This window comes from Streptomyces sp. NPDC008139 (genome assembly GCF_042957025.1).
GTDB lineage: Bacteria > Actinomycetota > Actinomycetes > Streptomycetales > Streptomycetaceae > Actinacidiphila.
The window spans coordinates 327,881-351,619 of record NZ_JBIBHM010000006.1 but is presented as its reverse complement, the minus strand read 5'-3'; the positions used below and the strand labels follow the sequence as shown (position 1 = coordinate 351,619).

At 72.1% G+C, this 23,739-nt stretch carries 16 protein-coding genes; 11 read left to right on the top strand and 5 right to left on the bottom strand.

From position 1 onward, the window contains the following. The first annotated feature begins 3 nt into the window (after window positions 1-3). The 9 genes from ACFZBB_RS15130 to ACFZBB_RS15090 all read left to right on the top strand — a co-directional run bounded on the left by ACFZBB_RS15130 (window position 4) and on the right by ACFZBB_RS15090 (window position 13,987). Window positions 4-1,044 carry an ABC transporter permease subunit gene (locus ACFZBB_RS15130; RefSeq protein ID WP_391121851.1) on the top strand — a complete coding sequence of 347 codons (1,041 nt, stop codon included), beginning with the start codon at window positions 4-6 and terminating at the stop codon, window positions 1,042-1,044. Beyond that, window positions 1,041-2,006 carry a carbohydrate ABC transporter permease gene (locus ACFZBB_RS15125; protein ID WP_391121848.1) on the top strand — a complete coding sequence of 322 codons (966 nt, stop codon included), beginning with the start codon at window positions 1,041-1,043 and terminating at the stop codon, window positions 2,004-2,006. Before ACFZBB_RS15130 ends, ACFZBB_RS15125 begins: the two co-directional genes overlap by 4 nt. Window positions 2,007-2,149: 143 nt before the next feature. Beyond that, on the top strand, window positions 2,150-3,175 hold the full coding sequence (locus ACFZBB_RS15120; RefSeq protein ID WP_391121845.1) for a substrate-binding domain-containing protein: 1,026 nt from the start codon (window positions 2,150-2,152) through the stop codon (window positions 3,173-3,175). Between the two features lie 83 nt (window positions 3,176-3,258). Further along, entirely contained in the window at window positions 3,259-5,292 is a 2,034-nt protein-coding gene (locus ACFZBB_RS15115) for a TIM-barrel domain-containing protein (RefSeq protein WP_391121842.1), read from the top strand. An 8-nt stretch (window positions 5,293-5,300) separates the two neighbouring features. Beyond that, window positions 5,301-7,331, top strand: a complete 2,031-nt coding sequence (locus ACFZBB_RS15110) for a beta-galactosidase (RefSeq protein WP_391121839.1) — start codon at window positions 5,301-5,303, stop codon at window positions 7,329-7,331. 169 nt (window positions 7,332-7,500) lie between these two features. Beyond that, on the top strand, window positions 7,501-8,325 hold the full coding sequence (locus ACFZBB_RS15105; RefSeq protein ID WP_391121837.1) for a serine/threonine protein kinase: 825 nt from the start codon (window positions 7,501-7,503) through the stop codon (window positions 8,323-8,325). A 2-nt stretch (window positions 8,326-8,327) separates the two neighbouring features. Continuing rightward, window positions 8,328-9,995, top strand: coding sequence for a protein kinase (locus tag ACFZBB_RS15100; RefSeq protein WP_391121834.1), 1,668 nt, complete (start codon window positions 8,328-8,330; stop codon window positions 9,993-9,995). A 461-nt stretch (window positions 9,996-10,456) separates the two neighbouring features. Beyond that, window positions 10,457-12,472 (top strand): protease pro-enzyme activation domain-containing protein, encoded by a 2,016-nt coding sequence (locus tag ACFZBB_RS15095; protein WP_391121831.1) that lies wholly within the window; start codon window positions 10,457-10,459, stop codon window positions 12,470-12,472. Between the two features lie 195 nt (window positions 12,473-12,667). Further along, window positions 12,668-13,987, top strand: coding sequence for a hypothetical protein (locus ACFZBB_RS15090; RefSeq protein ID WP_391121827.1), 1,320 nt, complete (start codon window positions 12,668-12,670; stop codon window positions 13,985-13,987). A 65-nt stretch (window positions 13,988-14,052) separates the two neighbouring features. Here ACFZBB_RS15090 and ACFZBB_RS15085 read toward each other — a convergent pair whose 3' ends face one another. Continuing rightward, window positions 14,053-16,065, bottom strand: a complete 2,013-nt coding sequence (locus ACFZBB_RS15085; RefSeq protein ID WP_391121824.1) for a transglycosylase domain-containing protein — start codon at window positions 16,063-16,065, stop codon at window positions 14,053-14,055. Between the two features lie 338 nt (window positions 16,066-16,403). After that, window positions 16,404-16,913 carry a MarR family transcriptional regulator gene (locus ACFZBB_RS15080; RefSeq protein WP_391121821.1) on the bottom strand — a complete coding sequence of 170 codons (510 nt, stop codon included), beginning with the start codon at window positions 16,911-16,913 and terminating at the stop codon, window positions 16,404-16,406. A gap of 280 nt (window positions 16,914-17,193) precedes the next feature. Between ACFZBB_RS15080 and ACFZBB_RS15075 the strand changes: the two genes are divergently transcribed. Continuing rightward, window positions 17,194-18,180: a phosphatase PAP2 family protein gene (locus tag ACFZBB_RS15075; protein ID WP_391121818.1), complete on the top strand. Its 987-nt coding sequence runs from the start codon at window positions 17,194-17,196 to the stop codon at window positions 18,178-18,180. 143 nt (window positions 18,181-18,323) lie between these two features. On the opposite strand, the gene ACFZBB_RS15070 is transcribed toward ACFZBB_RS15075, so the two are convergent. After that, complete coding sequence (locus ACFZBB_RS15070) at window positions 18,324-19,826, bottom strand: DEAD/DEAH box helicase (protein ID WP_391121816.1); 1,503 nt, start codon at window positions 19,824-19,826, stop codon at window positions 18,324-18,326. 266 nt (window positions 19,827-20,092) lie between these two features. Then, on the bottom strand, window positions 20,093-20,296 hold the full coding sequence (locus tag ACFZBB_RS15065; RefSeq protein ID WP_161307368.1) for a cold-shock protein: 204 nt from the start codon (window positions 20,294-20,296) through the stop codon (window positions 20,093-20,095). Between the two features lie 442 nt (window positions 20,297-20,738). Here ACFZBB_RS15065 and ACFZBB_RS15060 point away from each other — a divergent pair, with 442 nt between their 5' ends. Further along, window positions 20,739-21,401, top strand: a complete 663-nt coding sequence (locus tag ACFZBB_RS15060) for a hypothetical protein (RefSeq protein ID WP_391121813.1) — start codon at window positions 20,739-20,741, stop codon at window positions 21,399-21,401. A gap of 27 nt (window positions 21,402-21,428) precedes the next feature. On the opposite strand, the gene ACFZBB_RS15055 is transcribed toward ACFZBB_RS15060, so the two are convergent. Beyond that, the gene (locus ACFZBB_RS15055; RefSeq protein ID WP_391121809.1) at window positions 21,429-23,531 is read right to left on the bottom strand and encodes a PQQ-binding-like beta-propeller repeat protein; all 2,103 of its coding nucleotides are present in this window, start codon (window positions 23,529-23,531) and stop codon (window positions 21,429-21,431) included. Window positions 23,532-23,739: the final 208 nt, after the last annotated feature.

Genomic DNA, 23,739 nt, shown 5'->3' with positions numbered 1-23,739 from the left:
GCGGTGGCCGCGATCATCACCGGGAAGGCGGACGGGACACCGGGGAAGCCGGCCGCCGCGGACGGGGACCCTGACAAGGGCTCGCGCGACGGCAGGAACAAGGGCTCACGCAAAGCCAAGAGCACGGCGCACGGCGGCCTGACCTGGCGCGTGCGGCTGCGCCGCGACAAGTCGCTGCTGCTGATGACCCTCCCGGCCGTCGCGCTGCTGCTGGTCTTCAACTACGCGCCGCTGTTCGGCCTGGTCACCGCCTTCGAGTACTACGACCCGCTGGTCGGCGTCCGCAACAGCGACTTCGCGGGCCTGGAGCAGTTCCGGCAGCTCTTCCACGACCCGCTGTTCTGGGGCGCGTTGCGCAACACGCTCTTCCTCAGCTCCGTCCAGATCGTCCTCTTCTTCCCGGTGCCGATCGCGCTCGCCCTGATGCTCAACACCGTGATCAGCGAACGGCTGCGGAATTTCGTGCAGTCCATCGTCTATCTGCCGCACTTCTTCTCCTGGGTGCTGACGATCACCGTCTTCCAGCAGATGCTCGGCGGCGCGGGCGTGCTCAACCAGTTCCTGCGCCGACATTCGATCGGCACCTGGGACGTGATGACCGACCCGCACACCTTCGCGCTGCTCATCACCTCGCAGGCGGTGTGGAAGGAGGCGGGCTGGGGCATCATCGTCTTCCTCGCGGCGCTCGCGGCCATCGACCAGAACCAGTACGAGGCCGCGGCCGTCGACGGCGCGGGCCGGTGGCGCCGGATGTGGCACATCACGCTGCCCGGTATGCGCGGGGTGATCGTGCTGATGCTCGTGCTGCGGCTCGGCAACGCGCTGACCGTCGGCTTCGAGCAGTTCCTGATCCAGCGCGGCGCGGTCGGCCACGACGCGGCCGACGTCCTGGACACCTTCTCCTTCTATTACGGCATCGCCACCAACAACTACAGCTACGGCGCCGCCGCCGGTCTGTTCAAGAGCGTCATCTCGCTGCTGCTGATCTGGGGCGCGAACCGGCTGGCGCACTCCTTCGGCGAGGACGGGTTGTACCGCAAATGACCGACACACTGACCGTGGGCGGCGACCGCGCCGGCCGTACGCGGAACCCCCGTGCGCGCAAGGGCCCGCAGCGCCCGTCGTGGGAGGAGGCGCCGGGCGTCGCCGGGCAGACCTTCAAGGGCGCCACCTTGGCCCTGGTCGTGGCGGCCGTCCTGGTGCCGCTGTGGATCGTGGCGCTGACCAGCGTCTCCACGCCGGGCGCGATCGGCCGCGCGGGCGGCCTGGTGATCTGGCCGGACGGGGTGACGCTCAACGCCTACCGGCTGATGCTGGAGAACGGCGCGGTCACCCGCGCCCTGCTGGTCAGCCTCGGCATCACCGGCGTCGGCACCGCGATCTCGATGGTGGTCTCGGTGCTGTGCGCGTACGGCCTGTCGCGCTCCGGGTCGCTCGGCCACCGGGCGATCCTGATGGTGCTGATCGTCACCATGTTCGTCAGCGGCGGCCTGATCCCGACGTACCTCGTCGTCACCGGCCTCGGCGGCTACGGCCAGTACTGGGCGCTGATCCTGCCCAGCGCGATCTCCGTGTTCAACATCCTCGTGCTGCGCGCCTTCTACTCCGGCACCTCCGCGGAACTCATCGACGCGGCGCGGATGGACGGCGCGAACGACTGGCGCATCCTGTGGTCGGTCGTGCTGCCCACCTCGCGGGCCGTGACCGCCGTCGTCACGCTCTTCTACGCGGTCGGATACTGGAACTCCTTCTTCAATGTCATGCTCTACATGCCCACGGACAGCCCCAAGTGGCCGTTGCAGTACGTGCTGCTGGAGTACGTCAACTACGGGATGAACATGCCGGGTTCGGTGAACAGCGGCTTCGGCACCGCGCACGCGCAGACCGCGCCGCTGTCGCTCCAGATGGCCGTCGTGGTGCTCACCCTCGTACCGATCCTGATGGTCTACCCCTTCATGCAGAAGCACTTCAAGACCGGCGTGCTGACCGGAGCGGTCAAGGGATGAGCGGTCAGGGCACGGACGGTCACGGGACGGACGGTCACGGGATGAGCGGTCACGGGACGGACGGTCACGGGATGAGCGGTCAGGGCACGGGTGAACGTACGCAGTGGACCGCGGGGCCGCCACCACGACAGGAGCAGCACAGCATGATGGGAAGCACCTCCGCCGTGACCATCGCCGAAGTGGCCAAGCACGCCGGGGTGTCGTCGAGCACGGTCAGCTATGTCATCAGCGGCAAGCGCTCGATCTCCGAGGCGACCAGGCGCCGGGTCGAGGCGGCCATCAGGGAGTTGGGCTACCACCCCAACGCGGGCGCGCGGGCGCTGGCGGGCAAGCGGTCGCACATCATCGCGCTGATGGTGCCGCTGCACACCGACGTCTACGTGCCGATCATGATGGAGATCGCCATCGCGGTGACCATGGCCGCGCGCAGCTTCGGCTACGACGTGCTGCTGATCACCAACGACGAGGGCCCGGACGGGGTGCGGCGGGTCGCGGCCAGCGGCCTGGCCGACGGCGTGATCCTGATGGACGTCGAGTTGGACGACGACCGCATCCCCGTCCTGCGGGCGCAGAACACGCACGCGGCGCTGATCGGGCTGCCCGCCGACGCCACCGGACTGTCGTGCGTGGACCACGACTTCGCGGCGGCGGGCGCGCTGTGCGCGGACCACCTGGCCGACCTCGGCCACCGCGACGTGGCCTTCATCGGCTACAGCCCGGCGGTCTACCGGCGGCACGCGGGTTACGCGGAGCGGACGCTGACCGGCTTCCGTACGAGGTCGGCCGAGCGCGGGCTGCGGATCGTGCACCGGCCGTGCGACGGGACGTACGAGAGCACGGCGGGCGCCTTCACCCGCATCCTCGCCGACCGGCCGGAGACCACCGGCTTCGTCGTACAGAACGAGGGCGCGATCGGGCCGCTGCTGAGCCTGCTGCGGGCGGCCGGGCGGATCGTGCCCGAGGACGCCTCGGTGGTGGCGCTGTGCCCCGAGCCGCTGGCCGACCAGTACTCGCCGCGGCTGACCGCCGTCACCGGACCCGCGCAGGACCTGGGGCGGCGCGCGGTGGAACTGGTCATGCGGCGGATCGAGGGCGCGGGCGCCGATGAAGTCGCCCTGCTCACACCGCTGTTGACCACACGCGAGAGCACGGGCCCGGCACCGCACTGAGCCCGCTTCCCCCCAGAGCGCCACCTCCCTACCCCCGCGCGCCCGTTTCCGCCCTCGTACAGACACGTCAGGAGAGCCACCGCATGGCAGAGCACTTCCGCATCCGCGAGCACGCCCTCGAATGGCGGGCCAGGGGTGAGACGTTGCGGGTCGAGGCGTGGGGCCCGGACGCGGTCCGGGTGCGGTCCGCGCCCGCCGGGGAGATCGTGGAGGATCTACCCGGCGCGCTGGACGCGCCGCCGCCCGGCGCCACGACCGCGATCACCGTGCACGGCGACTCGGCGACCCTCGTCAACGGCTCCCTGACCGTACGGATCGACGCCTGCGCCGAGGGCCGGCTGACCCCGGAACTGCCCGCCGCGGCGGGCCGGTTGACCTTTCTGCGCACCGACGACGGCGGAGAGCTGCTGGCCGAGGAGCCGCCGCACTTCTGGTGGCCGGGCCCGCGCCTCTACACGGCCACCGGCAACGGCTACCACCGCCTGGAGCAGCGCTTCCGCGCGTACGCGGACGAGCGCTGCTACGGCCTGGGCCAGCACGGGCACGGACTCTTCGACCAGAAGGGCGCGGTCCTCGACCTCGTGCAGCGCAACGGCGAGGTGACCGTGCCGCTGCTGATCTCCAGCCGCGGCTACGGCCTGCTGTGGAACTCCCCGGCGGTCGGCCGGGTCGAGCTGGGCGTCACCGGCACCCGCTGGGTCGCCGACAGCGCCCGGCAGATCGACTACTGGTTCACCGCGGGCGACCCCGGCGCGATCCTGCGCCGGTACGCCGACGCCACCGGCCACAGCCCCGAACTCCCCGACTGGGCCACGGGTTTCTGGCAGTGCAAGCTGCGCTACCGCACGCAGGAGGAGCTGCTGGAGGTCGCCCGCGAGTACCGCCGCCGCGAGCTGCCGCTGTCCGTCATCGTCTGCGACTTCTTCCACTGGACGCACCTGGGCGACTGGCGCTTCGACCCGGCGGAGTGGCCGGACCCGGCCGCGATGGTCCGCGAACTCGACGCCATGGGGGTGAAGTTGATGGTCTCGGTGTGGCCGTCGGTCAGCCCGGCCAGCGAGAACCACGCGCCGATGTGGGACCGCGGGCTGCTGATCGGCACCGAGTACGGCCCGCTCGCGCACGCCGACTGGCCGGACAAGGGCCTCGGCGCGTACGCGGCGCAGGTCGCCTTCTACGACGCCACGCACCCCGAGGCCCGCGCGTACGTGTGGGAGAAGCTGGCCGCCAACTACCTGGCGCACGGCGTCTCGGTGTTCTGGCTGGACGCCGACGAACCGGAGCTGAAGCCCAACTACCCCGCCAATCTGCGCTTCCACGCGGGGCCCGGACTCGAAGTCGCCAACCTCTACCCGCGCGAGCACGCCCGCATGGTGCACGACGGGCTGCGCGCGGCCGGGCACAGCGAGGTGCTGACCCTCAACCGCTCGTCGTGGGCGGGCGCCCAGCGCTACGGCGCCGCTCTGTGGTCCGGCGACATCGGCACCGACTTCGCGTCGCTGCGCGCCCAGATCACCGCCGGGCTCAATGTGATGCTCTCCGGCATCCCCTGGTGGACCACCGACATCGGCGGCTTCCACGGCGGCGACCCCGACGACCCCGCCTACCGCGAGGTGCTGATCCGCTGGTTCCAGTACGGCGCCTTCTGCCCGCTGTTCCGCCTGCACGGCTTCCGCGGCCCGGAACAGGTCCTGGAGCCGGGCATGACCGGCCTGCCCAACGAGGTCTGGTCCTACGGGGCGCAGGCGTACGCGGTCCTGGCGTCGTATCTGCGGCTGCGCGAGCGGCTGCGGCCGTACATCGCCGAGCAGATGCGGGTGACGGCCCGGAGCGGGGTGCCGCCGATGCGGCCGCTGCTGCTGGAGTTCCCCGACGACCAGGACGCGTGGGGAATCCGCGACGCCTTCCTGCTCGGGCCCGACCTGCTGGTGGCGCCGGTCACCGAGGCGGGCGCGGTCGCGCGGGAGGTCTACCTCCCGGCGGGCGCGCGGTGGACGGACGCGTGGACGGGCGAGGAGCACGACGGCGGCCGTACGGTGACGGCCGCGGCGCCGCTCGACCGCATTCCGCTGTTCCTGCGGGACGGCGCGCGGCTGCCGATCGCGGAGCCGAGGTGAGCCCTTCCATGGACGCCGTCCCCGACTCCCGCGCCGATCCGGCCGGTTGGCTGACCGCCCGGCTCGGGGGCCCCGCCTTCGGCGGCGACTACAACCCCGAGCAGTTCGCCGACGACCCGGCCGTACGGCGCGAGGACGAGGAGTTGATGCGGCGGGCCGGGGTGAATCTGGTGACGCTGAACGTCTTCGGCTGGGCGGAGCTCGAACCGGAGCCCGGGCGCTACGACTTCGCGCCGCTGGACGCCCGGCTGGAGCGGCTGCACGCCCGGGGCGTGGCGGTGGACCTCGCCACGCCCACCGCGCAGCCGCCTCCGTGGTTCGGCCTCGCGCACCCCGACGCGCTGCCCGTCACCCCCGACGGCACCCGGCTGACCCACGGCAGCCGCGACACGTACTGCCTGGCCGCGCCCGCCTACCGGCAGGCCGCCCGCGCCGTCGCCGAGGCGCTGGCGGCCCGGTACGGCGAACACCCGGCGGTCGCGCTGTGGCACGTGCACAACGAGTACGCGACCGTCTGCCACTGCGAGCACGCCGCCGATGCCTTCCGGCGCTGGCTGCGCGAGCGGTACGGCACTCTGGAGGCCGTCAACCGGGCCTGGGGCACGGCCTTTTGGAGCCAGCGCTACGGCGCGTGGGAGCAGATCCAGCCGCCGCGCGCCACGCAGTGGCGCCCCAACCCCGGCCAGGTGCTGGACTTCCGGCGCTTCTGGTCGGACCTCGCGCTGACCGCCTACCGCGAGCAGCGCGACGCGATCCGGGCGCACAGCCGGGTGCCGGTCACCACCAACGTGATGCTGCCCGGCTACCAGGTGCTCGACCTGTGGGCGTTCGGCCGCGAGGTCGACCTGGTGGGCGTGGACCACTACCCGGACGCGCCGGGCCTGGACGCCGCCGCCGACACCGCCTTCGGCGCGGACCGGGCGCGCTCCTTCGGCGGCGGCAGGCCGTGGCTGCTGATCGAGCAGGCCACCAGCACCGTCTACGCGGGCGACCTCGTCCTGCCCAAGGAGCCGGGCGACATCCTGCGGCACTCGCTGAGCCACATCGCGCGCGGCTCGGAGGGCGTGCTGTTCTTCCAGTGGCGGCAGTCACCGGCCGGGGCCGAGATCTGGCACTCCGCGATGGTCCCGCACGCGGGGCCGGACACCCGGATCTTCCGCGAGACCGTCGAAACCGGCCACGCCGTGGCCGCGCTGGCCGAGGTGACCGGCTCGACCGTACGGGCAGGGGCGGCCGTCCTGCACGACCCGGACGTGTGGTGGGCGCTGGACACCCCCGTCCTGCCCACGCCGGAACTCCCGTACCTGCCCGCCCTCAAGCGCGCCCACCGCGCCCTGTGGGACGCCGGGATCACCACCGACTTCGCGCACCCGTCCGCCGACCTGTCCGCGTACCGGCTCGTTCTCGCCCCCAGCCTGCACCTGGTCTCCGAGGAGTCCGCCGCCGCGCTCACCGCCTACGTCGAGGGCGGCGGCACCCTGCTGGTCGAGTGCTTCAGCGGCGCCGTCGACCCCCACTACCGCGCGTGGCCCGGCGGGGCGCCGGGCCCCCTGCGGCCGCTGCTCGGCCTGCGCGCCGAGGAGTTCCGCCCCCTGCCGTCCGGCGCCGCCGTCCCCCTGACCGACGGCGGCGCCGGCACCACCTGGACCGAGGCGCTGCTGCTGGAGGGCGCGACGGCCGAAATCCGTTACGCGGAAGGGCCGTTGACCGGCCGGGCCGCCGTCACCCGGCACGCCCACGGCCGGGGCACCGCCTGGTACGCCTCCACCCGGCTGTCCCCCGCCTCGTACACCGCGCTGATCGGCGGCTTGATACGGGCCTGCGGCGCGGCGCCCGAACTCACCGGTCTTCCGGCGGGCGTCGAGGCGGTCCGCCGCCACAGCGCCGACGGCCGCGCGTACCTCTTCCTCCTCAACCACTCCCCGGCCGAGGTCCGCGTCCCCCTGCGGGGCCACGATCTCCTGGCGTCCCGCCCCCTTCCTTCCGAGGGCGCCGTCCTGCCGCCCGCGAGCGCCGTGGTCGTCCGCGAGGAGGGCTGAGGGAACCGCCCCGGCGACTCGGGGGACGGGCACGGAATGTGACCCCGACATCACCCGGACGAGTGAACGCTTCTCGGTCATCTTGGGGTGGTCACGCAACCGGCTCTTCCCGAAGGGCGTCCACTACTGCGCAACAGGTGTGACGCTTGGGGTGGGAAGGGGGTCGGGCGTGGACACGGTGATTGTGCAGTTGCCCGAGGAATCCGACGCACGGTGGGGAGAGAAACCGGCCGGGCGGCGCCCGAGACTGCTGCGGCTCGGCCCCGGCGAGACGGCCGAGTTCGGGCGAGGGTCGCCCGGAAGCCCGGTGCCGGTGCGGCTGCGGGACCCCGGAGTCTCGCGGTGCGCGGGGCAGATCACGGCGGCCGAGGACTACTGGCGGCTGTCCAACTTCAGCCGCAGCGCGACCTATGTGGTGGAGAATCTGGAGGGCGCGGGCGAGCACATCAAGGTGGCGCCCGGACGGCTGGGCGCTCCGGTGCCGTTCGAGTTCTCGCTGGTGGTGCTGCCCTCGCGGGGCGCCGGGGCCAGCTTCAAGGTGTTCGCGCCGCAGCACGCGTACCAGGACGACCCGGACAGCGGGGCGGACGGCGGCGAGCGGACGACGATGCCCTTCGCGCTCGATCCGACCTCGAAGTATTTCCTGGTGCTGCTCGCGCTGTGCGAACCGAGGCTGCGCAACGCCTCGACCGGCGCGGTACCCGGCGTCGGCGACGTGCTCAAGCGGCTGCGCCCGCTGGCATCCTGCCGCGACCTGACCAGGTCCGCCGTCAACTACCACGTGGACTACCTGGCCTCGGTGAAGCTGCGGCTGCGCGACGACGCCGCCGAGACCGACACCGACACCCTCGCGGGCGGCAAACGCGACGAACTGGTGGCCTTCGCGCTCCGCTTCGACCTGGTCAGGGAGGAACACCTGGCCCTGCTGCCGCCCAGGACACGGCACGGCGCCGCCCCGGCCGCCACCGTCTCCCACGGAACCGGAAAGGTCTGAGCGTGACGCGCGAGCAGGGCGGCGGCCAGGCCAGGGCCAAGGCGCCGCTCGACGTACCGACCGGCTACCGGGTCGGCGACTGGACGGTCACCGGCCTGATCGGCAGCGGCGGTTGGGGCAGCGTCTACACCGCCGAAGGCGCGCCCGACAGCCCGCGCGCGGGACAGCGCGCCGCCCTGAAATTCCTCGGCACCGGACTGCTCGCCCCCGGCCAGCGCGTCGAGGTGGACGAACTCGTCACCAAGGAAGTGCGGTTCAGCCTGGCGGCCCGCCACCCGCACCTGATCCGTACGTACGAGGCGCTGCCGGTGACCGACCCGGGCCGGCCCGCGCTCGACGGCTCCATCGCGCTGGCCATGGACCGCGCCGAGCGCAGCGTCCAGGACCTGCTCGCCGACGCACACGGCACCGGCTCCGCGAAGGAGGCGGCGGCCGACGCCGGTTCCGCCGCCGACGCGGCGCCCGCCGCCCGCTCTTCCGCGGACACCGCGTCCGCGCCCGTCCCCGACGCCGTCCGCATCCTGCGCGGCGCCGCCTCGGGCCTCGCCCATCTGCACGGCGAGGGCTGGCTGCACGGGGACCTGAAACCGGCCAACATCCTGCTGGGCGCGGGCGGCGAGGTCTGGCTCGCGGACTTCGGCCTCACCACCGAACTGGACGGCACGCACGCCTACGTACCGCCCATGGGCACCCTGGACCACCTGCCGCCCGAGTGGTGGTCCGAGCGCACCGGCAGCCTCGGCACGGCGGTCCGCCCCACCGCCGACATCTGGGCCTTCGGCGTCGTCGCCCACCAGGTCCTCAGCGGCGGCCAGCACCCCTTCCCCGGCGCCGGCGCCCGGGCCCGCGCCCTGGCCGCCCAGGCGTACGCGCGCGGCCGGGCGCCGCTGCGGCTCGACCCCGCGCTCCCCGAGGGCTGGCGGCAGCTCATCGCCGACTGCCTCGCACCCGACCACGCCGCCCGGTCCGCCCTGACCGCGGCCAAGCTCGCCGAGCGGGTCGAGCAGTGCGCGGCCTCCGGCGACACGCGTCCCTCCGGCGCGTCCCGGCGCGGGCCGCGACTCTCCTTCCTGGTCACGGCACTTGTCGTCGTGCTGGCCGCCGCGGGGACCACCACGGGGCTGCTGCTCTCGGGCGGTGACGGCGCCGGGAAGGCCGGGGCCGAGGCCCCGGCGACCACCCCCGCTGTGACGGTCAGCGCCGTGAACGACGCGCTGCCCGCCTCCTCCGACGTACCGAAGAACCTGCGGACGTACATCGGTTCGGCCGCCCGGCTGTGCGTGCAGCCCGAGGTCACCCCGGCGCTGATCGCCGCGATGCTCAAGGCGGAGACCGGCTTCAACGAGAAGGCGCGCCGCCCGAGCACCGACGAGTACGGCATCGCCATGTGGACGCCGCGGGTCTTCAAGGCGTGGGCGGTGGACGGCGACCGCAACGGCACCAAGGACTACATGTCGGCGCCCGACGCCATCGCCACCATGGGCGCATATCTGTGCTGGGTGGACGAACAGCTCAAGAAGCACGGCCTGCACGACGACCTGCCGGGGCTGACGGCCGCCGCGTACCGTACGAGCACCCGCACGATCGAGGAGGCCGGTGGCGTACCGACGCGCGTGCGGCCGTACGTCGACAAGGTGCATCGCTACCTGGCCGACTACACCGTGCGGTAGCCACCGGCCCTGTCCCGCCGTCCCGGTCTCCCCCGTGCGGACCGGTCCGGCCGGACACCCACCACCGTAGGCACGGCCCGGCGGGCCCGCTCCTGACAGATGACAGGGACGGCGGAACGCACCCGCGCCGCACCGGGATCCGCGGGGGCCGCGGGCCGGACGCGCGTACACCCCGGCCGTCCGACGGGATCGCGCCAGTCCTTATCCGACCCGAGAACCGGCATATGACCTAAGCCCGTCGAAATCCCCGTCCGGTGGTTAAAGGTCCAGCTAAGGACGGCTGTTCGGCATTCCCAGCGTCCGGAAGTGGCGTGCACACTACAGCCGTCGCCCGCCAAAAGCGTGCAACACGCAGCTATCGCACCACGATCCAGGTCTCGTCCTTGTCCTGTTCCTGACCTCACGTTGGAGTCGTCATCAACGACATACAAAAACCCCGTGTCACACGGGCCCGCGCAGCAGTGGTCGCGGCGGCCTCGCTGGCCATGGTGTCCGGGTCCCTGATCCTCGCCATGCCCTCGCAGGCCAGCGGCCCCGCGCCCGCGGCCAAGACCATCGCGGAGAGCCACCCGGACTGGGCCACCGCCTCCGCCGATCAGGGCTCGGTCGCGGCGAACACCGAGATCACCGGCACCGTGTACCTGGCGGGCCAGGACGCCGCGGGCCTGACGAAGTACGCGACCGCCGTGTCCGACCCGAGTAACGCGAGCTACGGCGAGTTCCTGAGCCCGGCCGCGTACAAGGCGCGCTTCGGCGCCACCAAGGCGCAGGTCTCCGCGGTCCGGAAGTGGGCGGCCGACTCCGGTCTGAAGGTCGTGGGCACCTCCGACCACGCGATCACCGTCAAGGGCACCAACGCGGCGGTCACGAAGGCGTTCGGCACCGGCATCCACCAGTACCGCGTCTCGGGCACGCTGCGGCACGCCCCGGCTCGTGACGTCGTGGTCCCCGCGTCCGTCTCCTCCGCGATCCTCGGCGTGACGGGCTTCACCACGCCCGGCGCCAACGTCGCGAAGCCGAACTCGCACCGCGTCGACGACACCGCGGCCCGCTCCGCCGCGACCCCGGCCAGGAGCGGCAAGCCCGACGCCGGTCTGCCGACCACCGCGACCTGCTCCGACTACTGGGGCCAGAAGATCGCCAAGGGCGCACCGGCCGGATACACCACGTCCGACGTGCCGTTCGACCAGTGCTCGTTCTACCCCTCGCAGCTCCGCAAGGCGTACGGCATCACCGCCTCGGGACTGACCGGCAAGGGCGCGACGATCGCGATCGTGGACGCGTACGGCAGCTCCACCATGCTGGCGGACGCCAACCAGTACGCGACCGCGCACGGTGACAAGGCCTTCAAGGCAGGCCAGTACAGCGAGGTCGTCGACCCGTCGCAGTGGACCAACCAGGACCTGTGCGGCGGCCCCGAGGGCTGGGCGCCGGAAGAGGCGCTCGACGTCGAGATGGCGCACGGCCTCGCGCCCGACGCCAAGGTCGTCTACGTGGGCGCCAACTCCTGCGACGACAACGACCTGCTGGGCGCCATCAGCACCATCGTCGACAACCACCTGGCCGATGTCGTCTCCAACTCGTGGGGCGAGATCATGCACACCACGGACGACGCCGACGTCACCTCGTCGCTGATCGCCGCCTACGAGCAGGTCTTCAAGCAGGCCGCCGTCGAGGGCATCACCATCGGCTTCTCCGCGGGCGACTGCGGCGACAGCAGCCCACTGGCCGCCGCGACCGGCGTCAACTGCCAGCCCGACACCTCGCGCGCCCAGGCCAACTGGCCCGACTCCGACCCGTGGGTGACCTCGGTCGGCGGCACCGCGCTCGGGCTGAAGGACAAGAGCGGCTCGTACGGCTTCGAGACCGACATGGGCACGCTGCGCTCCAACCTGTCGGCCGACGGCAAGAGCTGGACCCCCGCTCCCCCGGCCCCGTTCTACTTCGGCGGTGGCGGCGGCACCAGCGAGGACTTCGCACAGCCCGCGTACCAGCGCGGTGTCGTGCCCGGCTCGCTGTCGCACACGCTGATGACCGGCGCGAAGAGCCGTACGGCCCAGCGCGTCACGCCGGACGTCTCGATGAACGGTGACCTGTACACCTCGGTCCTCGTCGGCATCTCCGACGGCGCCCCGTACAGCGAGGGCGGCTACGGCGGCACCAGCGTCTCGGCGCCGGAATTCGCCGCGGTCCAGGCCGACGCCATCCAGGCCAGGCACCACGCCATCGGCTTCGCCAACCCGGCGATCTACGCACGCGCCGGACTGTTCAAGGACGTCGTGGACCAGAACGCCGCCCACCACAACAAGGCCCCGCTGAGCAACATCGCCGACTTCGGCCTGGTCAACGGCACCCTCGCCGTGCGCCTCGCCGCCTTCGGCGAGGACACCTCGCTCAACGCGGTCCGCGGCTTCGACAACGCGACCGGTGTCGGCTCCCCGACCCTGTCCTACCTCCGCTCCTTCGGCCACCGCTGACCGATCTCCCGAAGGGCCCGGCGGAGCGACCCTCCGCCGGGCCCTTCGGCATTCCCCGCCGCCGCCGATTCCGCCGTATCGGCTGTGACAGGACGCCCCGAACGCGCGTCTGCATACACAGCAAGGCGATCGATACTGGCGCCGGAGATGTGCGGTGCCGGTGGGGAGCAAGGGGCGACGGTGAGATTAGCGACGATGCGGTCGTGGGTCAGGCAGCGGCCGAAGGCGGCGGTGGCGGGGGCGTCGGCGGTGGGCGCCGCGGGAGTGGCGGTCGCGCTGGTGGCGACGCTGACCGGCGGCGGCGCAGGCGGGGACGGCGGCGGCAAGGAGGACGACGCGGCGGCGCGGTCGCGGGCGACGCCGACCAGCCGCGCGCCGAGCCCGAGGACGGCACGGCCACCCACGGGGACGGCGACACCGACGCCGACCGTCACCGAGACGAAGGGGCCGATCGGCGACGGGTCCACCGCGTACACCGGGCCGCAGCCGCACCAGCCGAAGCCGGAGAAGCTCAAGCCTGGCGAGAAACCGCCGCAGTTCGTGGTGTTCTCCTGGGACGGCGCGCTGGAGAACGACGACCATCTGTTCTCGCGCTTCCGGGAGTTGGCCAAGGAGAACAACGCGAACATGACGTTCTTCCTGTCCGGCATCTACCTGGTCCCGGACGCGAAGCGGTCGCTCTACCACCCGCCCCGGCACGCGGCCGGGACGTCCGCGATCGACTTCCCTACCGACGCGCACATCAAGGAGACGCTGGAGCAACTGCGGCTGGCCTGGCAGGACGGGGACGAGATCGGGACGCACTTCAACGGGCACTTCTGCGCGCCCGACGCGGGCGGCGGCGGCACGTGGAGCACGGCGGACTGGCGCAAGGAGATCGCCCAGGCGTACTCGTTCGTGGAGCACTGGAAGACGAACACCGGCTTCACCGACCTCCCGCCGCTGCCCTTCGACTACGGCCGTGAGCTGGTCGGCGGGCGCGCGCCGTGCCTGGAGGGGCAGAAGAATCTGCTGCCCGCGGCCAAGGCGCTGGGCTGGCGGTACGACGCCAGTTCGCCCGGCGACTTCCAGCTCTGGCCCGCCAAGGCGGGCGGGGTGTGGAACTTCCCGCTGGAGCTGATGCCCTACCCCGGCAAGGACTTCCAGGTCCTGTCGATGGACTTCAACTTCCTCTACAACCAGTCGGGCGGCGAGGAGACCCAGGGGGACCCGGCGAAGTTCCCGGCCTGGGAGCGCGAGACCCGGCAGGGCTATCTGAACGGCTTCGAGCGCGTCTACAACGGCAACCGGGCGCCACTGTTCATCGGCAACCACTTCGAGACGTGGAACGGCGGCATCTACATGCAGGCCATCGAGGACGTGGTGAAGGACGTCTGCCACCGGGACGGGGTGCGCTGCGTGTCGTTCAAGGAGCTGTCCGACTGGCTGGACGTCCAGGACCCGGCGGTGCTGGCCAAATTGCGCGACCTCGACCCGAGCGAGTCGCCGGACTGGACGACGTTTCCCGCCAAGTAGCCGGGCCTCGCGCAGAGACCTGGGAAGCGGCGGCCGGGCCCCTTTGGTCCGGGGCCCGGCCCCGCTCAGCCGGCCGCCGCCACGTACCGCGTCCAGATGTCGACGGGATACGTGCTGCCGAACTCCTTCGTGGACTTCGACGGCCCGCCGGTCCCGGTCAGTGGCAGCAACTCCTGTGTCTTCGGGTCGAGTCGGAAGACGGCGACCGACGTCGCCACCGCCGCGGCCCGCGCCCCCTTCGGCGTGTAGCCGACGTACCAGGCCGACAGGTCACCGGCCGCCGTGCCCGTCTTGCCCGCCAGGTCCGTCCTGCCCGCGAGCCCGCCGCCTGCCCTCACCGCGCGGCGCGCGGTCCCGCCGGTCACCGCGTCCTTGAGCGCGTCGTCCACCTCGCCCGCGACCTTCGGCGTGAACGGGTGCGTGACAGCGGGCTGTTCGATGTCCACGCGCTGCCCGTCGCGGGTGACCTTGAGCACGGAGTACGGATCGGTGTGCGCGCCGGCGGCGGCGAAGGTGCCGTACGCGCTCGCGACCCGGATCGGGCTCGGGGTGACGCCGGTGCCGGTGGCGAAGGCGGGCACCTGCTCGCCGAAACCGCGCGGCAGCAGCCCGGCGTCGACGGACGCCTCCCGCACCCGGTCCAGGCCGACGTCCATGCCGAGTTGGGTGATCGGGCCGTTGACGGAGTCCGCCACCGCCTGCCGCAGGCTGATCCGCCCCCAGGACTTCCCGCCGTCGTTGCGGCTCTTCACGATCGAGCCGTCCCGGCTCCAGTACGGCCCCTCCGGCGTCCGTATCGGCACCTTGTCGTCGCCGTCGTAGACCGAGTCGGGGGTGACGGGCGTACGCGGCTTGCCGCGGGTGAGCAGCGCGCCGTCACGCAGTCCGGCGGCGTAGACGAACGGCGCGTAGGCCGTACCGACCGGCACGATCGCGATGTTGGCGTCGTCGAAGCCCTGCTCGATGTAGTCGGGGCCGCCGTAGAGCGCGACGATCCGGCCGTCGGTGGCGACGGACGCGGCGCCGACGCGTACGTTCCGGTCGGCGGTCCTCGCCTTCGGTGCGAGGCCCGCGGTCTCGTGCCGCACGGCCTCGGCCAGGGCGTTGACGCGCGGGCGCTCGAAGGTCGTGTAGATCTGGTAGCCGCCCAGGTCGAAGCGCGCGTCGGAGATGTCGCTGTGCGCGGACACGTACGCCCGCGCGGTGTCGACGAGATAGCCGGTCTGCCCGCTCAACCCCACCGGTTTCGGCGGCGCCTTGGGCTCGGGGAAGACGGTGTACGCGGCGCGCTCGGCGCGCGAGAGCTGACCGGTCTTCACCATCCGGTCCAGCACCCACTTCCAACGGGCCACCGCCCTGCGGTGGTTGGCCGGGCTGATCGCGGGGTCGTAGAGCGCGGCGCCCTTGAGCAGCGTGGCGAGGAAGGCCCCTTCGCCGGCGTTGAGCTGGGAGACGTCCTTGCCGTAGTACGCCTTCGCGGCGCGCTGCACGCCGTACGTACCGCGCCCGAACCAGGCGGTGTTGAGGTAGCCGTCGAGGATCTGCCTCTTGCTCATCTTCTGGTCCAGCTTCACCGAGATGAACATCTCGGTGATCTTGCGGGAGAGCGTCTGGTTCTGGTTGAGGTAGACGTTCTTCACGTACTGCTGGGTGATGGTGGAGCCGCCCTGGGTGTCGCCGCCGGTCACCATGGTGGTGACGGCCCGGCCGATGCCCTTCGGCGAGACGCCGTGGTCGGAGTAGAAGGAGGCGTTCTCGGCGGCCAGCACCGCCCACTGCACGCTCGTGGGTATCCGGTCCAGCGGCATCGCCTGCCGGTCCACCGGGCCCACCCGCGCCATCTCGGTGCCGTCGGCCCAGTAATAGACGTTGTCCTGCTGCGTGGCGAATTCATTGAGGTCGGCGGGTATCCGGGTCCGCGCGTACGCCACTCCCACCACGGTGGTCAGCGTCACCAGCACCCACAGCGCCAGCAGCGACGCCTGGCGCAGCGACGGAACCCAGCGCCGTATCCCGCGCCGCCCCGGCCGTGGATAGCGCGGACGCAGTACGCGGGCCACGCGTTTCGCACGGGGCACGCGTATCGCGCGTACCGCGCCTTGGCCCAACCGCCTTAACTTCAGCCACTTTTTCCCCAACACCCCCGGAAACTAAGGCCGGTTGTGGACCGCCCGAGGGCGGGACCGCCACAGTTCTGTAACAGCCGCAGGGCCCGGGGCCACCGGGTCAGGAGAGGAGGGCCGACGGCGCGCGCGGGGGTGGAGGCGCGCGGCGAGCACGGCGACGTCGTCCTCGGCGCGGGTGGCGTCCAGCCGGGTGAGGACTTCGTCCAGCACGGCCTGGATCGCGGCGCCCGGCGGGAGCCGCAGATCGGCCGCGCCCGCCCGCGCACGGTGAACGGACCGGGCCCGGGGCCCTACAGGGGCGAGCCGTCCTGGGCGGGGGCGGGGCCGTCGAGGAATTCGGCGAGCCGAAAGAGGGCGGGAAGGGCCGCGCGAACCGCCCGAAGGTCAGCATCGGGCAAAGCTTCAAGCGCGGCGTCCATCCGCCGCTCGTGCGCCAGCGTCCACGCGGCGAGCCGCTCCCGCCCGGCAGCGGTGAGCGTGACGACCGAGGCGCGCCGGTCGGCGGGATCGGTCTGCCGGGCGACGAGTCCGGCGGCGATCATGGGCCCGATGAGCCCGCTGACGGTACTGGCGGCGAGCCGTCGCCGGACGGCGAGATCACCGATGCGGGCGGGCGAGTACTCGCCGAGGACCTGCAACAATTCGACCTGGGCCATGGGCAGCGCCTCCCACGGGTCGTCGCCGCCGACGGACACCCGAAGGGCGCGGCGGAGCCGGGTGACGGCCTCGGTGAGCAGCCGGGCGTCGGCGGACTTGCTGAGCGGTCGCGGCGGGGAGACCGCGGGGTGGTGCGGGGACATGCCCTTGAGCGTAGGCCCTGGCATGTCACGGACCGCCTGTCCGCGGCCTCTCAGGAACGGGACGGGACCCCGTCGCGGCGGGCGGTGACTCGTCACTTCGGCGCCACCCGGACGACGGAAACTTCGGTGTCCGATGTAATCTCGTCCGAGTCCGCCGGCCACGGCCGGACCGTACGGCGAGAGCGAAAACCTTCATGCTGCTGGCGTATCCCCCGAGTCCCGCACAAGGTGCCCGGCACCCGGGACGGGTCCTGCCCGCAGCCGCGCCGGAGGGCGGCCGATGACGTCCCCGACGCGCAACGCGCCGCGTACGGACGGACCCCGTGCGGACGGACCCCGTGGCGACGAGCCGCGCACCGACATTCTCCGCAAGGACGCGGCCCCGGAGCCCGAGACCGCACCCGAGTCCGAGTCCGCACCCGAGTCCGGGCCCGCCGCGGCCCCCAAGAGCGGATTCCGCCGCCTCGGCCCGCTCCTGCCCGCCCGGCTGCGCCGCCTCGGCCGCCCGCACCTGCTGGTCGAGCTGGTCTTCAGCGTGGTGCTGTACAAGACGTACTCGCTGACCCGCCGCGCCGCGCCCGAGCACCACGAGGCCGCGCTGCACCGCGCCACGGACATCCTCAACGCCGAGCGCAAGCTGCACGTGAACATCGAGCTGACGATCAACCACGCGATCGACAAGATCGACTGGCTGATCGTCGGCATGAACTACTACTACGCGACGCTGCACTTCATCGTGACCCTCGGCGTCCTGATCTGGCTCTACGCCCGCCACCCCGCCAGCTACCGCAGCGCGCGCACCGCGCTGTACGCGGCGACCTTCGTGGCCCTGATCGGTTTCACCTTCTTCGCGCTGGCGCCGCCGCGACTGATGGAGGGCCAGGGCTTCATCGACACGGTGGTCACGCACCACACCTGGGGCTCGTGGGACAACGACGACGTGTCGTCGCTGTCGAACCAGTACGCGGCGATGCCGTCCGTCCACATCGTGTGGTCGGCCTGGAGCGGTCTGACGGTCGCGGCGCTGGCCCGCAGAACGTGGGTCAGGGTCCTGGGCTTCCTGTACCCCTTCTTCACCTTCACCGTCATCCTCGCCACCGGCAACCACTTCCTCGCCGACGCCGTGGCGGGCGCCCTCACCCTGGCAGTGGGCTTCCTCATCCAGCGCCTGCTGCTCGGCCGCCCCGCCTACCTCTACCCGGCCCCCGACCCGCTCCCGCCGGGCCCCTTGGGTCCGGTGGGCGCCCGCACGGGCACCAGGCAGTAGTCCGGGCGCCGACGACGAACGCACGCACCGGAGCCGCGAGGACCAACGCGGCCAGGACGCACGAGGGCCCGAGCCGTGTCGAACGGCTCGGGCCCTCGTCGTGCGTGTGGTGCCGGTCGTGCCGGTAGCGCGGCCCTGAGGGGTTACGCGGCGCCGCGCATCGGGGACGAGCGGCGGCGGGACTGCGACGTCGGACGGCCGCGGCGGGCGCGGGAGGACGGCGCGCCGGAGCGCTGCGGGCGGTCGGCGACCGGGTTGGTGATGGTGACCGGGATGCCGGACGGCGCCTGGGCACCGGTGATCCGGGTCAGCTCGGCCTCGCCCGACCGCACCTGGGCCACCTGCGGCGCGATCCCCGCGCTGGCCATCAGACGGGTCATCTCACGGCGCTGGCTGGGCACCACGAGCGTGACGACCCGGCCGGACTCGCCCGCCCGCGCGGTACGCCCGCCGCGGTGCAGGTAGTCCTTGTGGTCGCTCGGCGGGTCGACGTTCACGACGAGGTCCAGGTTGTCGACGTGGATACCGCGGGCCGCCACGTTCGTGGCGACCAGCACCGTCACGTGCCCGGTCTTGAACTGCGCGAGGGTACGGGTGCGCTGCGGCTGCGACTTGCCGCCGTGCAGCGCCGCCGCCCGTACACCGCTCTTGAGCAGGTGCTGGGTGAGCTTGTCGACGGCGTGCTTGGTGTCGAGGAACATCAGCACCCGGCCGTCGCGCGCCGCGATCTCGGTGACGGTCGCGTACTTGTCGGCGTCGTGGACGTGCAGCACGTGGTGCTCCATCGCGGTGACCGTGCCCGCCGACGGGTCGACGGAGTGGACCACCGGGTCGGAGAGGTAGCGCCGCACGAGCTGGTCGATGTTGCGGTCGAGCGTGGCGGAGAACAGCATCCGCTGGCCGCCGGGCCGCACCTGGTCGAGCAGCTCGGTGACCTGCGGCATGAAGCCCATGTCGGCCATCTGGTCGGCCTCGTCCAGCACGGTGATCGCGACCCGGTCCAGCCGGCACTCGCCGCGGTCGATGAGGTCCTTGAGCCGTCCGGGCGTCGCGACGACGATCTCCGCGCCGCCGCGCAGCGCGCTGGCCTGGCGGCCGATGGACATGCCGCCCACGACGGTGGCCAGCCGCAGCCGCAGCGTGCGGGCGTACGGGGTGAGGGCGTCGGTGACCTGCTGGGCGAGTTCCCTGGTCGGGACCAGGACCAGCGCGAGCGGCTGCCGGGACTCGGCGCGCTGCCCCGCGGTACGGGCCAGCATCGCCAGGCCGAAGGCCAGCGTCTTGCCGGAGCCGGTGCGCCCGCGACCCAACACGTCACGTCCCGCGAGGGTGTTGGGCAAGGTGGCGGCCTGGATCGGGAACGGTACGGTGACGCCCTGTACGGTCAGCGCGTTCAACACGGCGTCGGGCAGGTCGAGTTCGGCGAAGGACTCGACGGCGGGCAGCGGCGGGGTGACCGTCACCGGCAGGGCGAACTCGCCCTGCGGCGCGGAGGGCCGCCGTCCGTAGCCGCCGGAGCGGGAGCCGCCGCCGCTACGGGACTGGCCGCCGGAGCGGCCGGAGCCCGAGCCGGAGCCGCCCGTACGGGAGGAACCACCCGTTCGGGTGCGGCTGAAACGGTCGTTCGTGCGAGATGTGCGGTTCAAAGGAACCCTTCCTCGATGCGACACGTATCGAGGATTTCCCGGCGGCCGTGAGGCGGCGGGGACAATCGCAAGAACGAGCCGGATAAAAAGCGAAACGAAGCCGGTCGGGACATTTCCTCCCGTGGCTTCGACATTTCCGCGCCATGAAAAAGCCGTGGAAAACGGCGGAACGCGGTGGAAATCCGTACAACGCAACAAGCCGGGACCCGCACCCCAAGGCGCGGGCCCCAGCTATATCGCTGAACGTGTCAGGCGTATCAGACGCGTCAGGCGGGAACGATGTTCTCGGCCTGCGGGCCCTTCTGGCCCTGGGTGACGTCGAAGGTCACCTTCTGGCCTTCCTGGAGCTCACGGAAGCCCTGGGCGGCGATGTTCGAGTAGTGGGCGAAGACGTCGGCGCCGCCGCCGTCCTGCTCGATGAAGCCGAAGCCCTTTTCAGCGTTGAACCACTTCACGGTACCGGAAGCCATATTAATCTCCTTCAGGGGCAGTACATCGAAGTCCGCGGATTACGGACCCCGTGTCGCCGCAATGATTGCCCCGTTCAGGAAAGAACAGCGGAAATACAAAAGTGCACCTATCGGCACGTATGCCGATGAAGGAGCACTTGTAAGTCTTTGGGAACCACAACTGCAACTGAAAACAACGGTACCACGGAACCAGATTCTCGCCGGGTAAAACGCGTCACACCCCGTCCGGCGCGCCCCACGGGGCGTCGTCGGGGTGTCGTCGGGGTGTCGCCGGGGCGCGGGGGCGGCCGGCTGCTCGGTACGTCGTAGACCGTGGCGGTGGTGCGCCCCGCCCGGGCGCGGGGGCGGCCGGTCGCGCGCGCATCACGATCGCGCCCGTATCCCGGCCCCAGGGGCCGTTACGGCTGTCGCGGGCACAGGTTCATCGGCCATACTTCGCGCCGTGGAGCAGAAAACAGGTCCGAACACCCCGCCGATACCGCCCGCCGGAGTCGACCCGGCGTACATACCCGGCCTGACGCCCCCCGCGCGGTCCGCCGCCGAGGTGCCCGCGCCCGTGGTGGACGACGACGCCCCGCAGGACGCGCCCCTGGCCGCGCCCGAGGCCGAGCCGAAACCGGCGCCGGAGGCCGTGCCCGAAGCCGCCGTCGAGGCCGTGGCCGAGGACACGGACGCGGCGGACGACGAGGACGCGACGGAGGAGGACACCGGCCCGGTGTTCTCGGTCTCCGACCGCCGCGGCTCGATCACCGCCGACCGCACCGGCATCACCTTCAAACTGGACGGCGAGACCGCCGACTTCGGCTGGGACGAGATCGGCGCCGTCGAGATCGACACCCCGCGCTTCGGCCGCCGCTTCTCCGTCACCGTCTACACCTCGACCCGCCGCTGGTTCGACACCGACGTCGAGGCGCCCTCCAAGCCGCTGCTCAAGACCTGGGCGGCCGAGCTGGACGCGGTGCTGGACACGTACTTCGAGGACGACAAGCCGGACGCGGCCGACGCCACGGACGACGTCGAAGAGGTCGAGGAAGCCGACACGACAGACGCCACGGAGAAGGCCGACGAGAAGAAGGCCAAGGCCACCGAGGACGCCGAGGCGTAGCCGTACCGTCGTGGACGGCGCCGGTTCTCACCCTCCGGCGCCGGGCACCGGAAAGGTGAGGATCTCACCGGCGTCGTTGCCGGCGTGGACGAGCCCGTTCCGCACCACCGGGACCGTCTGCACGGGGCCGTCGGTGGGCACGCCCCCGAGCCGCTCTCCGGTGGCGGCGTCGAACACGTGCACAGTGGCGTCCATACCGCCGACGTACACGGCCCCGTACGCCACCGCGGGGGACGCGTTGAGCGGGGTGCCGACGGAGACGCGCCACCGTACGGTGCCGGTGGCCGTCTCGACCGCGTACAGATTGCCGACGGCGTCGCCCGCGTACACCAGCGGGCCCGCGACGACCGGGGAGCACCGCACCGGGCTGAGCGTGACGAAGTGCCAGCGCTCCTGTCCCGTGACGGCGTCGACGCAGTAGAGGTCGCCGTCCTTGCCGCCGGCGATGTGGAGGAAGAGCCCGTCCTCCGCCACGGCCCGTGCGGAGGACGAGGAGTCGCGCAGCGCGAGACGGAATCCCTTCTTGCCGGTGGCCGCGTCGGTCACGTACACATGACGGCCGCTGTTGCCGCACCACAGCTTGTCGCCGACCACCACCGCCCACCGCAGGTCCGAGACGCCGAAGGTGCGGCGCCACTTCTCGTGCCCGTCTGCGGCGTAGAAACAGCGCAGATTGATCCCGTTGACGGCGAACACCCACGGGGCGAGCGCGGCGACCGCCCCGACCGGTCTGGCCTGTCCCTCGTGCCGCCACGCGACCTCACCCGTCACGGCGTCGAGCGCGATCGTGGTGCCCCTGGCGGCGACGTACACCAGCCCGTTCAGCACGACCGGCGGATTCTGTACGGGGTGACCGGTGGTGTACCGCCACCGCCGCGCGCCCGAGGCGGCGTCGTACGCGCTCAGGTGACCGTCGGAGCCCGCGACGTACAGCGTGCCGTTCTCCACGACGAGCGGCGCGCACACGGCGCCGCCGATGGTGTCCTTCCAGGCGCCTTCGATGCTTTCGACACCTGCGCTGTCGGGCGCGACCGGAGCCGCGACCGCGTCCGGGACCGGAGCCGCGACCGCGTCCGGGACCGCGTCCGCCACGGTCTCCTCCGGCACCAAGGGCTCGTCCGGCGCCAACTCCTGTGCCACCGAGGGCTCGTCCGCCACCGCCACCGGCGGCTCCTCCGGCACCCGCGCCACTGGCAGGGCCCTGGTCGCGGCGGCCGAGACCATGCGGCTGTCGTCCGCGGCCAGCCGCTCCAACTCCTGGACGGCGCGGGCGCGGACGACGGGGTTGCCGATGCGGAGCAGGTGGGCGAGGGCGTCCACGGCGCCCAACCGGGCGCTGGTGATGGGGCTTTCGAGGGCGTCGCGGACGTGGGCGGGCAGCGTCCAGCGGACGTTGCGGGCGATGACGATCCGGCCCTCGACGTTGTCCTGCCGCTTCGGCCGCTGCTGCGGCATCTCGTCGACGACCTTGTCGTGGACGTACTCGTACAGCTCGTCGAGGGTGATGTCGCCGTCGCCGTCGAGGTCGGCGGTGCCCTCGCGCAGGCCGTTGACGAGGTGGTGCGTGAAGACCGAGCGCGCGGTGCCGCCGCGCAGGGCGCCGTCGCTCTCGAAGGAGAACTGGGTGGCGTCGGCGGCCGTGAGGACGGTGCGGCCCCGGCCGCGGAACCGCTCCAGGGCGTGCGTCTCGTCCTCGTCGGCCTTGGTGAGGCCGCCCGCGGGGAAGGCGCCGCCGTAGCAGCAGTCGAGGATCAGCACCTGCTGGCGGGAGACGCAGTCGGACAGGGCGCGGTCGACCAGGTCGGCGGGCAGTGAGGTGAAGGCGAGGTTGTCGCGGCGGGTGTCGACCGTCGCCAGGTGCAGCCGTCCGGCGTCGTCCTTGAGGCCGTGGCCGGTGAAGTACAGCAGGACGAGGTCTTCGCGGCGGCGGTCGCGGCAGAGTTCGCCGATGGCCCGGCCGACCACGTAATGCGGCTCGTTGACGAGTGTGGTGACCTCGAACCCCGCGATCTCCGCGTCGCGCAACGTGTCGCCGAGGGCTTCCGCGTCGTGCCCCGGCGCGGTCAACTGCCGCAGCCCCGCGTCCTCGTGCTCGTACGTAGCGATCAGCAGAGCAAGTCGCCGCCCCACGCCTCATCGCCTCCCCCGGGTACCGCTTTTCGTGCCTGCGCGCCTCCGCGTCCGCGCGGCGCCGAAGTCCCCCCGATTCTGCCCCTGTTCACGCCCCCGCCGGGACCGCTTCCCGGCAATCGCTCCGGCGCGGAGGTGGGGACGCCTGCAACAGGTGTTGCAGGTGATTGCAAGAAGTCAACCAACGGACGTAGTTCGACAGCAGGGT

Coding starts and splice junctions, on each gene's coding strand:
- ACFZBB_RS15090 (WP_391121827.1), top strand. CDS start 12,668: ATGCGGTCGTGGGTCAGGCAGCGGCCGAAGGCGGCGGTGGCGGGGGCG.
- ACFZBB_RS15075 (WP_391121818.1), top strand. CDS start 17,194: ATGACGTCCCCGACGCGCAACGCGCCGCGTACGGACGGACCCCGTGCG.
- ACFZBB_RS15115 (WP_391121842.1), top strand. CDS start 3,259: ATGGCAGAGCACTTCCGCATCCGCGAGCACGCCCTCGAATGGCGGGCC.
- ACFZBB_RS15080 (WP_391121821.1), bottom strand. CDS start 16,913: ATGTCCCCGCACCACCCCGCGGTCTCCCCGCCGCGACCGCTCAGCAAG.
- ACFZBB_RS15125 (WP_391121848.1), top strand. CDS start 1,041: ATGACCGACACACTGACCGTGGGCGGCGACCGCGCCGGCCGTACGCGG.
- ACFZBB_RS15065 (WP_161307368.1), bottom strand. CDS start 20,296: ATGGCTTCCGGTACCGTGAAGTGGTTCAACGCTGAAAAGGGCTTCGGC.
- ACFZBB_RS15120 (WP_391121845.1), top strand. CDS start 2,150: ATGATGGGAAGCACCTCCGCCGTGACCATCGCCGAAGTGGCCAAGCAC.
- ACFZBB_RS15110 (WP_391121839.1), top strand. CDS start 5,301: ATGGACGCCGTCCCCGACTCCCGCGCCGATCCGGCCGGTTGGCTGACC.